The sequence below is a fragment of the Streptomyces sp. JHA26 genome, assembly GCF_002005565.1.
GTDB lineage: Bacteria > Actinomycetota > Actinomycetes > Streptomycetales > Streptomycetaceae > Streptomyces.
The window spans coordinates 15,571-28,893 of record NZ_BDJC01000032.1 but is presented as its reverse complement, the minus strand read 5'-3'; the positions used below and the strand labels follow the sequence as shown (position 1 = coordinate 28,893).

The window sequence follows — 13,323 nt, the reverse complement described above, 5'->3', positions numbered from 1 at the left end:
CCTCGTCCCCGAACACCGGACGGGCCGAGAGCCGACCCCAGGAGTCACCATGCACCTCGACCACCACCACGACGGACCCGCCGCCGTGTCCGCCGACGCCCGGCGGCCCGACGGGAGCCGCCGCGCGCTGCGCATCGGGCTCGGCGGCCCCGTCGGGTCCGGCAAGACCGCCACCGTCGCCGCCCTCTGCCGCGCCCTGCGCGACGAACTCTCCCTCGCCGTCGTCACCAACGACATCTACACGCGCGAGGACGCCGAGTTCCTGCTCCGCGAGGCGGTGCTGCCGCCGGAGCGGATCAGCGCCGTCGAGACGGGCGCCTGCCCGCACACCGCGATCCGGGACGACATCTCCGCCAACCTCGAGGCCGTCGAGGACCTGGAGGACGAGGTCGGGCCGCTCGACCTGGTGCTCGTGGAGTCCGGTGGCGACAACCTCACCGCCACCTTCTCCCGGGGACTCGTCGACGCCCAGATCTTCGTGATCGACGTGGCGGGCGGCGACGACGTCCCGCGCAAGGGCGGCCCCGGTGTCTCCACCGCCGACCTGCTCATCGTCAACAAGACCGACCTCGCCCCGTACGTCGGCGCCGACCTCGCGCGGATGGCCGCCGACGCCGAGGCGCAGCGCGGCGAACTGCCCGTCGTCCTCCAGTCGCTCAGGAGCGGGGCGGGCGCGGGGGAGGCCGTCGACTGGGTGCGCGCCCGGCTCGCCGCGTGGACGGCGTGAGGGCGCCGGGCGGCGTCCGGGCGCGGGCGCGGATCCTCGCCCGCGGCGACGGACACGGCGGCACCCGCCTGCCCGTGCTGGAGGGCGAAGGGCCCCTCGCGGTGCGGCGGACCCGGGGGAGTGGGGACGAGGCCCGGGTGATGCTGGTCGGCGCGATGAGCGGACCGCTCGGCGGCGACCGCTTCACGGTGAGTGCCGAGGCGGTGCAGGGCGCCAGGCTGCGGATCGGCTCCGCCGCCGCCACCCTCGCCCTGCCGGGCCAGGACGAGGCGGAGGCCCGCTACGACGTCCGGCTCACCGTCGCCGACGACGCCGAACTGCACTGGGCTCCCGAGCAGTTGATCTCCGCGAACGGCAGCGACCTGCACGTGACCACCCGCGTCGACCTCGCGCCCACGGCCCGGCTCGTGCTGCGTGAGGAACAGGTGCTCGGGCGCTTCGGAGAGGAACCGGGGCGGCTCACCAGCCGTCTCGCCGTACGGGTCGCGGGCCGCCTCGTCCTCGACCAGGAACTGTCCTGCGGACCCGGCGCCCCGGGCGGCTGGGACGGTCCCGCCGGGCTGGCCGGTCACCGTGCCGTCGGCCAGGTGGTCGTCGTCCGGCCGTCGTTCGCGACCGCGCCGCCGGCCGCCCGCGTGGTCGGGGAGGGCGCGGCCGTCATGCCGCTCGCCGGACCGGCCGCGCTGGTGACGGCCGTGGCGCCGGACGCGCTGCGGCTGCGGCGGCTGCTGGACGAGGCGCTGGCCCTCCTGGACTGAACCGCTCCGCCCCTCGGACAGGCTTATCCGTTTATCGGATTGGCAAAGAAGTGGTGGCGGCCCTGTTCTCGGGGAGTGCACAGCCGCGAGGATCCCCGTACGTGTCGATCCACTTACGGGGAGGGCCACTTGAGGAAGACCAGGCTGCACCGGAGAGCCGCGGCGTTCGGCTCGGCCGGAGCTCTCGTCACCGCCACGCTGATAGCCGGCGCCGTCGCGGCACCGGCGGCCGACGCCAGCCCGGCCACCGGCCGGGGCCACGGACAGGGCTGGGACCGCGAGGCCCGCGGCGCCGCCATCGCCGCGGCCCGCGCCGCGAAGGCCGGCGTCGACTGGCAGGACTGCCCCGCCGACTGGAACCTGCCCAAGCCCATCCAGTGCGGCTACGTCACCGTGCCGCTCGACTACGCCAAGCCGTACGGCAAGCAGATCAAGCTCGCCGTCGACCGCATCGGCAACACCGGCACCGAGTCCGAGCGCCAGGGCGCGCTCCTCTACAACCCGGGCGGCCCCGGCGGTTCCGGCCTGCGCTTCCCGGCCCGCGTCACCGGCAAGAGCGCGGTGTGGGCCGACATCGCCGAGGCCTACGACTTCGTGGGCTTCGACCCGCGCGGCGTCGGCAGGTCCGCGCCCATCTCCTGCGTCGACCCGCAGGAGTTCGTCAAGGCGCCCAAGATGGACCCGGTGCCCCGCTCCGAGGCCGACAAGCGCGCCCAGCGCAAGCTCGCCGCCGAGTACGCCGAGGGCTGCCTCGAGCGCAGCGGCGAGATGCTCCCGCACATGACCACGCCGAACACCGCGCGCGACCTGGACGTCATCCGCGCCGCCCTCGGCGAGAAGAAGCTCAACTACCTCGGCGTCTCCTACGGCACCTACCTCGGCGCGGTCTACGGCACCCTCTTCCCGGACCACGTGCGCCGAATGGTCGTCGACAGCGTCGTCAACCCCTCGCGCGAGAAGATCTGGTACGAGGCCAACCTCGACCAGGACGTCGCCTTCGAGGGCCGCTGGAAGGACTGGCAGGACTGGGTCGCCAAGAACGACGCGACCTACCACCTCGGCGACACCCGCGCCGAGGTCCAGGAGCAGTGGCTCAAGCTGCGCGCCACCGCCGAGAAGGCGCCCCTCGGCGGCGTCGTCGGCCCGGCCGAGCTGATCTCCTTCTTCCAGAGCGCCCCGTACTACGACTCCGCGTGGGCCTCCACGGCGGCGGTCTTCAGCGAGTACGTCGCCGGCGACACCCAGGCCCTCGTCGACGCCGCCGCCCCGGACCCGTCCGACACCGTCGGCAACGCCTCCGCGGAGAACGGCAACGCCGTCTACACGGCGGTCGAGTGCACGGACGCCAAGTGGCCCACCGACTGGCGCACCTGGGAGCGCGACAACACCCGGCTGCACCGCGACCACCCGTTCATGACCTGGGCCAACGCGTGGATGAACCTGCCGTGCGCCACCTGGCCGGTCAAGCAGCAGACCCCGCTGAACGTGAAGACCGGCAAGGGACTCCCGCCCGTGCTGATCGTCCAGTCCGAGCGTGACGCGGCCACCCCGTACGAGGGCGCCGTCGAACTGCACCAGCGGTTCAAGGGCTCCCGCCTGATCACCGAGCGGGACGCCGGCTCCCACGGCGTCACCGGTCTGGTCAACCCGTGCATCAACGAACGGGTGGACGCCTACCTGCTCACCGGCAAGCTGGACGCCCGGGACGTGACCTGCGCCCCGCACGCCACGCCCAAGCCGTAACCACCGCGGAGAAGGCCCGAGGGGGCGGCCGGTCCGACCGGCCGCCCCCTTCCCGTTCCCTCAGCCGGGCCGCGCGGCCAGCCAGGCGTCCTCCGCCGCGTAGTCGAAGAGTTCGCCGTAGGCCTGCGCCATCTTCGGGAACGCCTCCCGCCAGTCCCGTCCGGCGAGGCGCTCCTCGAGGAAGGCGACCGTGTCCGGCAGGGTCTCGGCGTACCGGACCACCGGGCGGTACCCCAACTGCCGCTCGGCCGCCGTCATGTCGCACACCACCGGCGCCGGAACCGACCACGGCGTGTCACCGACCCCGGGCGCGGGCGGCGGCCCGTCCACCAGCACGTCCTCGGCCCGCACGCCCGTCACCGCGTCGATCGCCGCCGCGATCTCCGCCACCGTCGGCGCGTCCGGGTCGACGGCGTTGAGCACGCGGGCCCCCGGCCGTCGGGCGGCCAGCCGGATCAACTCGGCGACGGTGTGCACGCTCGCCGGATGGAAGCGGCTCGCACCGCCGTACGCGAGCACGCGCCGGCGCCTGCCGTCCAGGTTGCGTTTGACGAAGTACAGCTCCCGCGGGGTCCGGCAGTGCGGCCCGTGGACCGCGCCCGCGCGCAGCAACGTGACCGGCAGCCGGTCGCCCGCGGCCAGCAGGTCGCGCTCCAGCGCCGCCTTGCGGGTGCTGTACGAGGCGTCGCCCGGCCGGACGGTGCGCTGCTCCTCGGTGAGCGGGACCGGGTACTCGGGGAAGCCGCCGGGCTCGGTCTGCGTGTCGAAGTTCCGGCCCTTCGCGTCCTCGTAGACCGACACGCTGGAGATCACCACCGCCGACCCGACCCGCCCGGCGAGGGAGACCAGCTGCCGGGCGTGCCCGGTGCCGAAGGCCACCGTGTCCACCAGGACGTCGCAGCCGTCGCCGACCGCCGCGGCCAGCGCCGCGTCGTCCTCCCGGTCGGCGCGCACCACCCGTACCTCCCCGGGCCAGTCCGCGTCGCGGCCGCCGCCGCGCGAGACGGCCGTCACCTCCCAGCCGTCGCGGGCCAGCGCCCCCACGGCCACTCGTCCGATCTGTCCCGTCGCCCCGATCACCACGGCTCGTGTCATACGGGGACCGTAGGCGCGCACACGCCCGCCGGGCCATGCCTTTCTGCCGAGGGCAGACCGGGCAGACACGGCAGACAGGGCAGACAGCGGCGTCTAGCGGTGCGGCAGCCGGGGGAGCCTGCGGCCCTTCGCCGCCCGCTCCGCCTCCTCGGCCTTGACGTCGGCCGCGTACCGGTCGACGTACTCCTGCCCGGACAGCGACAGGATCGCGTACATGATCTCGTCGGTCACGGCGCGCAGGACGGCCTTCTCCCGCTCCATGCCCGCATAGCGGGAGAAGTCCATCGGCTCGCCGAAACGGATCACCACGGGGTGCACCTTCGGGATCTTGCGGCCGGGCGGCTGGGCCTCGAAGGTGCCGATCATCGCGCACGGCACGACCGGCACCCCGGCCCTGAGCGCCATCACCGCGACGCCGACCTTGCCCTTGTAGAGCCGGCCGTCGTGCGAGCGCGTGCCCTCCGGGTAGATGCCGAGCAACTCGCCCCTGTCCAGCACCCCGAGCCCTTCGCGGATCGCGGCCCGCCCCGCCTCCTTGCCCGAGCGGTCCACCGGGATCTGTCCCGCGCTGCGGAAGAAGAAGGCGGTCAGCCGGCCCTTGAGACCGGGGCCGGTGAAGTACTCGGCCTTGGCGAGGAAGGTGATGCGGCGCCGGAGCACGGCGGGCATCAGGAAGTGGTCGGAGAACGACAGGTGGTTTCCGGCGACGATGGCCGCGCCCGAGTCCGGCACGTGGTCCAGCCCCTCGATCCGAGGGCGGAAGACCAGCCTCAGCAGCGGGCCGAGCAGCACGTACTTGAGCACGTAGTAGAACATGGTTCGCCCTCTCACCCGGATGGTTGCCGCCCTCCATGCTGGGCCACCTGACCATCCATCACCAGACGCTCCGGGCCCGGAGCGTGCCCGGAAACACCCGAAGTATGCGGGAGATCCGCTCTGTTGGCCCGCCGCCGTCGAGCAATCTTTCCCTGAGAAAGTTCGGTCTTTGTCCTTGACGCGTGGAAAGTAAGCGCTCTAGCGTCCAACCGACTCACTCCGCACGGGTTTTCACCTGTTTCACCTGCAGCGGCCGACCGGGGAGCGAACCCCGGTGCCTCGCGGCCGTCGACCAGTCCAAAGGAGTTATGAGTGCGCAACAGACGGATCGTCACCCTGATGGGGGCAGCGGTACTGGCCGGGTCCGCCGGGCTCCTGACCGTCCCCACGGTCCAAGCCGCCCCGTCGGACCCGGCACCGCCGGCCGCGTCGGCCTTCCAGAAGGTCACCCTCAACGACCGTCCGGGCGAGCCCATGGCCCTCGCCGTCCTGCCCGACCGGCGGGTGCTGCACACCGCGCGGACGGGCGAGGTGCGGATCAACGACCCGAAGAGCGGCGTGAACTTCCTCGCCGCGGACATGAAGAAGAGCCCCGCCGGGCTCTACCAGCACGACGAAGAGGGCGTGCAGGGCATCGCGATCGACCCCGACTTCAGCAGGAACAAGTGGGTCTACCTCTACTACTCGCCCCGCCTGGACACCCCCATGGACGACCCGGCCACCCCGGGCGTGAACGAGGGTGACGCGCCGGAGTACGGCACGGCCGCGGACTTCGCCAAGTACAAGGGCGTCACCCGGCTGTCGCGGTTCAAGCTCGAGGGCAACAAGCTGAACTTCGCCACCGAGCAGAAGATCCTCGACGTCCCGGCCGACCGCGGCATCTGCTGCCACGTCGGCGGCAAGATCGACTTCGACGGCAAGGGCAACCTGTTCCTGTCGACCGGCGACGACTCCAACCCGTTCGCCTCCGACGGCTACGCCCCGCTCGACGACCGCCCCGACCGCAACCCGGCCTACGACGCGCGGCGCACCGCGGGCAACACCAACGACCTGCGCGGCAAGGTCCTGCGCATCAAGGTCAAGAAGGACGGCCGGTACACGATCCCGGGCGGCAACCTCTTCAAGCCCGGCACGCCGAAGACCCGTCCCGAGATCTACGCCATGGGTCTGCGCAACCCGTTCCGCTTCGCCGTGGACGACAGGACCGGCGAGGTCTACGTCGGCGACTACTCACCCGACGCCAACACGGCGAACCCCGACCGCGGCCCCGCCGGCCACGGCCGCTGGACGGTCATCGACCGCCCCGCCAACTACGGCTGGCCGTTCTGCGTGACCCGGGACATGCCGTACCAGGACTACGACTTCGCCGCCAAGAAGTCGAACGGCGCGTTCGACTGCGCCGGGCCGGTCAACGACTCGCGCAACAACACCGGCCTGAGCAAGCTGCCGCCGGTCACGGACGCGGAGATCGTCTACGGCTACGGGGCCTCCGCACAGTTCCCGGAGCTGGGCACGGGCGGCATCGCCCCCATGGGCGGCCCGGCGTACCGCTACGACAGGCGGAACAAGGCCGAGAACCGCTGGCCCGCGTACTTCGACGGCAAGCCGCTCTTCTACGAGTGGACGCGCGACCAGATGCTCGCCCTCACCCTGGACCGGAAGAACCAGGTCACCAAGATCGAGAACGCGCTCTCCTCGATCACCACGGACGGCCCGATCGACGCCGAGTTCGGCCCGGACGGCGCGCTGTACGTCCTCGAGTACGGCACCGGGTACTTCGCGGAGCTGCCCGAGGCCCAACTGGCCCGCATCGACTTCACGCGGGGCAACCGCACCCCGGAGCCCAAGGCCGCAGCGGACGTGGTCAACGGGACCAACCCGCTGACCGTCAGGTTCTCCAGCGCCGGCACGAAGGACGCCGACGGTGACGCCCTCCGCTACGCCTGGGACTTCGACGCCGACGGCACCGTGGACTCCACGGAGGCCAACCCGACGCACACGTTCACGGAGAACGCCGTCTTCGACGCCACGCTGAAGGTCACCGACAGCACCGGCCGCTCGGCCGCCACCTCGGTCCCGGTCGTCGTCGGCAACAAGGCGCCGGTCGTCTCCCTGACGACCGACCCCGCGCCGCACGGCGGCACGGCGTTCCACTGGGGCGACACGGTCACCTGGGAGGTCACCGTCACCGACGACCAGCCGGTGGACTGCTCGAAGGTCAGCGTCTCGTTCATCCTGGGCCACGACACGCACGGCCACCCGCTCTCCACGAGCACCGGCTGCTCCGGATCGTTCGAGACGTTCGTCGACGGCGGCCACGCCGGCGCGGACAACCTGAAGGCGGTCTTCAACGCCTCCTACACGGACACGCCCCCGGACGGGCTCCCGGCCCTCTCGGGCAGCGCCGAGGTCGCGCTGACGCCGGCCGACTGACCGGCGGCGCGGACGCGCGGGCGAGGACACGGAGGCGGGGCGCCACCCTGAGGGTGGCGCCCCGCCGAGCCGTCGGCCGCTCAGAACTTCGGCGTCGGCGCCTGCGCCTCCACGATCTCCGCGGCCTCCTCCTCGGACTGCACCGAGGGCGGGGACCCGGCGAGCGGCTTCTGGGCCGTCTCCTTCATGCAGGCCACCGACACGACACCGACCAGGGCCGCGGCCATCGCGTAGTAGGCGGGCATCATGTCGGAGCCGGTCACGCTGATCAGCGCCGTGATGACCAGCGGCGTGGTCCCGCCGAACAGCGACGCCGACAGGTTGTAGCCGACCGAGAGGGACCCGTACCGGACGTTGGTGGGGAACATCGCCGGGAGCGCCGCGGACATCGTGCCGAGCAGACAGACCAGCGACAGGCCGAGCATCAGCATGCCGCCCGAGACGGCGAGCAGACTGCCGTTCTGCACCAGCACGAAGGACGGGGCGGACAGGACGAAGAAGCCGAGCATGCCGGTCATCAGCACGGGCTTGCGGCCGAAGCGGTCGGAGAGCCGGCCCACCTGGTTGATGATCAGCATCAGCAGCACCATCGTGGCCACCAGGATCAGCAGACCGTGGCTCTCGCTGTAGTCCAGCTCGTCCGACAGGTACGTCGGCATGTACGACAGCAGCATGTAGTCCGTGATGTTGTACGCGCCGACCAGCGCGATGCACAGCACCAGCGCCCGCCAGTGCGTACGGAAGATCTTGGCGAGGTCGCCCCGGGCGGTGGTCTCCACCGCGGTCGCCGCCTCGGAGATGTGGACGTTGGAGTCCTCCAGCCTCAGGAACGCGGGCGTGTCGTCCAGCTTCAGCCGCAGGTAGATACCGACGATGCCGAGGGGAGCGGCTAGCAGGAAGGGGATGCGCCAGCCCCAGGCGTCCATGGTGTCGCCGCCGAGCCACGCGGTCAACGCGGTGACGAGACCGGCGGCGCCGGTGTACCCGGCCAGCGTGCCCAGCTCCAGGAAGCTGCCGAAGAAACCGCGCCGCTTGTCGGGCGCGTACTCGGCGATGAAGGTGGACGCGCCGCCGTACTCGCCGCCGGTGGAGAAGCCCTGGAGCAGACGGAAGAGGATCAGCAGGAGCGGCGACCAGAAGCCGATCGCGTCGTAGCTGGGGATGAGCCCGATGGCGGCGGTGCCGATCGCCATGAGGATCATCGTCAGCGCGAGCACCTTCTTGCGGCCGATCTTGTCGCCCATCGGACCGAAGACCATGCCGCCGAGCGGACGCACCAGGAACGCCACGGCGAAGGTGGCGAACGAGGACAGCAACTGCGCGGTGTCGCTCCCGGACGGGAAGAACACGCGGCCGATGGTGCCCGCCAGATAGGCGTAGATGCCGAAGTCGAACCACTCCATGGCGTTGCCCAGCGAGGCCGCCTTCACGGCTCGCTTGACCGCCGCCTCGTCCGTGACGGTGATGTCCGACCGGCGGAGCCTGGGGTTCTGCCGACGCCTGATGGCCCGGAACAGCGCCGGGTGGCGGCGGATCGCCGCGGCGTCGGGCTCTGGGCCGTTCTCGTTGGGGGACGTGGCGGACTCCCTTTCCACGCGCAGAGGCTCCGGGCGGAGCACTGCTCGGTCGTACGTTTCTCAGGTCGTACCGTTCCCCCGATGATGCTGGTTATGGCCGTGACGTCGGTCATGCGCCTGGGCCGATGAGGTGAGCGGGCACGGACGAGTACCCTTCGCACATGCGGATCGCCGTCTCCTCCGACATGGACGAACCCGTGGCCCGGCTCCTCGTCGAGGAACTGCGCGCACGGGGTCACGAGGTACGGGCGCACGGTGCCCTGAGCCCGGGGGCCGATCCCCGGTGGGCGGTGTGCTCGGAGCGCGCGGCGCGCGACGTCGCCGCGGGCGAGGCCGACCAGGCGGTGGTGTGCTGCTGGACCGGCACGGGCGCGTCGATCGCCGCGAACAAGGTGCCGGGCGTGCGGGCGGCCCTGTGCACCGACGCGTACACGGCCGACGGGGCACGCCGCTGGAACGACGCCAACGTGCTCGCCCTCAGCCTGCGGCTGACGTCGGCGCCGCTGCTGCGGGAGATCCTCGACGCCTGGTTCGCCGGCGGGGCGAGCACGGACGCCGAGGACCTGGGGAACGTGGACCACGTGGAGCGGCTCGACCGGGGCCGGGCCGCTCCCTGAGGGCCGCCGTCAGGACGTCAGGACCTTCTCCAGCGTCGCGAGCGCACCCTCGAGCTCCTCACCGGTCACCGTCAGCGGCGGCGCCAGGCGGATCGTCGACCCGTGGGTGTCCTTGACCAGGATGCCCTCGCGCATCAGCCGCTCACTGACCTCGCGGCCGGTGCCGAGCGCCGGGTCCACGTCGACGCCCGCCCACAGGCCCCGCGCGCGGAAACCGACGACGCCCCTGCCGACCAGCGCCTCGAGACCCTTGCGCAGCACCACGCCCAGTTCGGCGGCCCGGCGCTGGAACGTGCCGGTCTCCAGCAGCTCCACCACCGCCGTGCCGACCGCGGCGGCCAGTGGATTGCCGCCGAAGGTCGAACCGTGCTCACCCGGATGCAGCACACCGAGCACCTCGCGGCGGCCGACCACCGCCGACACCGGCACGATGCCGCCGCCCAGCGCCTTGCCCAGCAGCACCACGTCCGGCACGACCGACTCGTGCTCGACCGCGAGGGTGTGCCCGGTACGGCCGAGACCCGACTGGATCTCGTCCGCGACGAACAGGCAGCCCGCCCGCCGGGTCAGCTCCCGCACCCCCGTCAGATAGCCGTCGTCCGGGATGTTGACCCCGGCCTCGCCCTGGATCGGCTCGATCAGCACGGCCGCCGTCGTCTCGTCGACGGCCGCCTCCAGCGCCTCCAGATCGTTGTACGGCACGATCCGGAAGCCGGGGGTGAAGGGACCGAAGCCGCCCCGGGCCGTCTCGTCCGTCGAGAAGCTCACGATCGTCGTCGTACGGCCGTGGAAGTTGTCCGCCGCGACCACGATCGTCGCCCGGTCCGCCGGGACGCCCTTCACGTCGTACGCCCACTTGCGGGCCACCTTGATGCCGCTCTCCACCGCCTCCGCACCGGTGTTCATCGGCAGCACCATGTCCGTGCCGGTCAGCGCGGCCAGCTTCTCGGCGAAGGACGCCAGCCGGTCGTTGTGGAAGGCCCGCGAGGTCAGCGTCAGCCGGTCCAGCTGGCGGTGCGCGGCCTCGACCAGCGCCGGGTGGCGGTGGCCGAAGTTGAGCGCCGAGTAGCCGGCCAGCATGTCCAGGTAGCGGCGGCCCTCCACGTCCTCGACCCAGGCGCCCTCCGCGCGGGCCACCACCACGGGCAGCGGATGGTAGTTGTGGGCGAGGACGGGCTCCTCCGCGCGGATGAGCTCCTCGGAGCCGCGGATGCGGGCGGGTGCGGTCATGAACGGGTCTCCCGGATCTCCTGGGTGCAGCACTTGATGCCGCCCCCGGCCTTGTGGAACTCGGACAGGTCGACGGGGACGGGGACGTAACCGAGGCCCGCGAGCCGGCCGGCGAGTTCCCCGGCCCCGGGCGAGAGGAACACGTGCCGTCCGTCGGACACGGAGTTCAGCCCGAACGCCATGGCGTCCTCACGGGTGGCGAGCACCGCGTCCGGGTAGAGCCGCTCCAGCACCTCACGGCTGCCGGGCGAGAAGGCCCCCGGGTAGTAGACGATGTTCCCGTCGCCCCCCTCGTGGCCGTCGTCGAGGGCGAACAGGGCCGTGTCCAGGTGGTAGAAGTACGGGTCCACCAGCGTCAGCGACACCACCGGCCGGCCGAAGTACTCCTGGACCTCGCGGTGCGCCTCGGGCGTGGTGCGGAAACCGGTGCCGGCCAGGATCCAGCGGCCCACCGGCACGAGGTCGCCCTCGCCCTCGCAGACCGCCTCGGGCAGGTGGACGTCGAAGCCGGCGCCCTTGAACCACGTCTCGTAGGGGACGGACTCGGGGCGGCGCTCCGGCGCGTGGAACAGCGAGCCGAAGACCCGGCCGTCCACGACGAGCGCCGCGTTGGCGGCGAAGACCATGTCGGGCAGCCCGGGGACCGGCGCCACGGTGTCCACGGTGTGCCCGTGGCGGCGGTAGGCGTCGACCAGCGTGCGCCACTGGGTGAGCGCACGGCCCACGTGGACGGGCGCCCCGGAACGCATCCACGGGTTGATCGCGTACTGCACGGCGAAGTGTCTGGGTTCGCAGACGAGGAAGCGCCGCCGGCGCGGCACACGGGAGTCGGACACAGAGGGGTGCCTCCGTTTCCTCACGGACGGTGACTGCGGGACGACTCCACGGTAGGAAGCGACCGGGACGGGCGACAAGCGACGAGAGCTGCGTGTCGGCGCACGATCGCTGCGTTCTCGGGCGGTTCAGCGCACGTCTGCTGCGCCCTGGGGTGCCGGATGGTTCGCCCCGGCCTCCGGACTGTCCGGCAGCAGGTGCGACAGCACCATCACACTGATCGTCTTCCGGATGAACGGCTCCGCCCGGATCCGCTCCAGCACCTCCTCGAAGTGCTCCACGTCCCGCGCCCGCACGTGCAGCAGCGCGTCCGCCCCGCCGGTCACCGTCATCGCCGCCGTGATCTCCGGATAGCCCCGCACGACCTCGGCCAGCCGCCTCGGCGGGGCCGCCCCCTCGCAGTACACCTCCACGTACGCCTCGGTGCGCCAGCCCAGCGCGGACGGCCGCACCGTCGCCGTGAACCCGGTGATCACACCGGTCTCGCGCAGCCGGTCCACCCGGCGCTTGACCGCCGTCGCGGACAGCCCGATCTCCGCGCCGATCTCCGCGAAGGACGTCCTGGCGTTCGCCATCAGGGCGGTGACGATCTTCCGGTCGAGCTCGTCGAAGGGCGAGGGCCTGCTGTTCATGCCCGCACTGTAGCCAGCCGGCGCCCGACCGCCCCGGCCCGGCGGGAACCCGCACGCCGGACACGTGTCCAAGCGTCCCGATTCCCCCTACACTCCACGTTCATGCTGCGCGCCCTCGCCGTCGACGACGAACGTCCCTCGCTGGAGGAACTGCTCTACCTGCTGGGCGCCGATCCACGGATCGGCAGCGTGGAGGGCGCCGGCGACGCCACCGAGGCCCTGCGCCGCATCAACCGGGCCCTGGAGTCCGGCCCGCACGGCCCCGAGGCCATCGACGTCGTCTTCCTCGACATCCAGATGCCCGGCCTCGACGGACTGGACCTCGCCCGGCTGCTGACCGGCTTCGCCCGGCCACCGCTGGTCGTCTTCGTCACCGCGCACGAGGACTTCGCCGTCCAGGCCTTCGACCTCGAGGCCGTCGACTACGTCCTCAAACCCGTCCGCACGGAACGGCTGGCCGAGGCGGTGCGCCGCGTCGTCGAACAGCGCGGCACCGCCGGCGCGGCCCCCCGCATACCCGTGCACGAACCGGACCCCGACCACATCCCCGTCGAGCTCGGCGGCGTCACCCGCTTCGTGGCCGTCGACGACATCACGCACGTCGAGGCCCGGGGCGACTACGCCCGCCTGCACACCGACCGGGGCAGCCACCTCGTCCGCATCCCGCTGTCCACCCTGGAGGAGCGCTGGCGCGCCCGCGGTTTCGTCCGCATCCACCGCCGCCACCTGGTCGCCCTGCGCCACATCGGCGAACTCCGCCTGGACGCCGGCACGGTCAGCGTGCTGGTCGGCACCGAGGAGCTCCAGGTCAGCCGCCGCCACGCCCGCGAACTGCGGGACCTGCTCCTGCGGAGGCGGTGA

Annotated in this window: 12 protein-coding genes; 6 read left to right on the top strand and 6 right to left on the bottom strand. The window is 72.2% G+C overall.

Going from position 1 to position 13,323, the window contains the following annotated elements:
- Window positions 1-49 precede the first annotated feature (49 nt).
- From ureG to JHAT_RS20135, 3 genes are all read left to right on the top strand, one after another.
- Complete coding sequence (gene ureG, locus JHAT_RS20145; protein ID WP_077799620.1) at window positions 50-727, top strand: urease accessory protein UreG; 678 nt, start codon at window positions 50-52, stop codon at window positions 725-727.
- Window positions 715-1,485, top strand: coding sequence for an urease accessory protein UreD (locus JHAT_RS20140; protein WP_171990990.1), 771 nt, complete (start codon window positions 715-717; stop codon window positions 1,483-1,485). The genes ureG and JHAT_RS20140 overlap by 13 nt, the downstream gene beginning before the upstream one ends.
- A gap of 129 nt (window positions 1,486-1,614) precedes the next feature.
- The gene (locus JHAT_RS20135) at window positions 1,615-3,228 is read left to right on the top strand and encodes an alpha/beta hydrolase (RefSeq protein ID WP_077799619.1); all 1,614 of its coding nucleotides are present in this window, start codon (window positions 1,615-1,617) and stop codon (window positions 3,226-3,228) included.
- Window positions 3,229-3,288: 60 nt separating this feature from the next.
- On the opposite strand, the gene JHAT_RS20130 is transcribed toward JHAT_RS20135, so the two are convergent.
- Window positions 3,289-4,323: an NAD(P)-dependent oxidoreductase gene (locus JHAT_RS20130; RefSeq protein ID WP_077799618.1), complete on the bottom strand. Its 1,035-nt coding sequence runs from the start codon at window positions 4,321-4,323 to the stop codon at window positions 3,289-3,291.
- Window positions 4,324-4,416: 93 nt separating this feature from the next.
- Window positions 4,417-5,139, bottom strand: a complete 723-nt coding sequence (locus tag JHAT_RS20125) for a 1-acyl-sn-glycerol-3-phosphate acyltransferase (RefSeq protein ID WP_077799617.1) — start codon at window positions 5,137-5,139, stop codon at window positions 4,417-4,419.
- 312 nt (window positions 5,140-5,451) lie between these two features.
- On the opposite strand from JHAT_RS20125, the gene JHAT_RS20120 reads away from it, so the two are divergent.
- Window positions 5,452-7,572, top strand: a complete 2,121-nt coding sequence (locus JHAT_RS20120; protein ID WP_077799616.1) for a PQQ-dependent sugar dehydrogenase — start codon at window positions 5,452-5,454, stop codon at window positions 7,570-7,572.
- Window positions 7,573-7,652: 80 nt separating this feature from the next.
- Here JHAT_RS20120 and proP read toward each other — a convergent pair whose 3' ends face one another.
- On the bottom strand, window positions 7,653-9,167 hold the full coding sequence (proP, locus tag JHAT_RS20115; protein WP_077799615.1) for a glycine betaine/L-proline transporter ProP: 1,515 nt from the start codon (window positions 9,165-9,167) through the stop codon (window positions 7,653-7,655).
- Between the two features lie 143 nt (window positions 9,168-9,310).
- Between proP and JHAT_RS20110 the strand changes: the two genes are divergently transcribed.
- Window positions 9,311-9,766 (top strand): RpiB/LacA/LacB family sugar-phosphate isomerase, encoded by a 456-nt coding sequence (locus JHAT_RS20110; protein ID WP_077799614.1) that lies wholly within the window; start codon window positions 9,311-9,313, stop codon window positions 9,764-9,766.
- Between the two features lie 9 nt (window positions 9,767-9,775).
- Here the strand turns inward: JHAT_RS20110 and rocD are convergent, their stop codons facing one another.
- The 3 genes from rocD to JHAT_RS20095 all read right to left on the bottom strand — a co-directional run bounded on the left by rocD (window position 9,776) and on the right by JHAT_RS20095 (window position 12,462).
- Window positions 9,776-10,996: an ornithine--oxo-acid transaminase gene (gene rocD / locus JHAT_RS20105; RefSeq protein ID WP_077799613.1), complete on the bottom strand. Its 1,221-nt coding sequence runs from the start codon at window positions 10,994-10,996 to the stop codon at window positions 9,776-9,778.
- Complete coding sequence (gene ddaH / locus JHAT_RS20100; RefSeq protein WP_077799612.1) at window positions 10,993-11,832, bottom strand: dimethylargininase; 840 nt, start codon at window positions 11,830-11,832, stop codon at window positions 10,993-10,995. The genes rocD and ddaH overlap by 4 nt, the downstream gene beginning before the upstream one ends.
- Before the next feature lie 126 nt (window positions 11,833-11,958).
- The gene (locus JHAT_RS20095; RefSeq protein WP_077799611.1) at window positions 11,959-12,462 is read right to left on the bottom strand and encodes an Lrp/AsnC family transcriptional regulator; all 504 of its coding nucleotides are present in this window, start codon (window positions 12,460-12,462) and stop codon (window positions 11,959-11,961) included.
- Between the two features lie 102 nt (window positions 12,463-12,564).
- Between JHAT_RS20095 and JHAT_RS20090 the strand changes: the two genes are divergently transcribed.
- Window positions 12,565-13,323, top strand: a complete 759-nt coding sequence (locus JHAT_RS20090; RefSeq protein ID WP_077799610.1) for a LytTR family DNA-binding domain-containing protein — start codon at window positions 12,565-12,567, stop codon at window positions 13,321-13,323.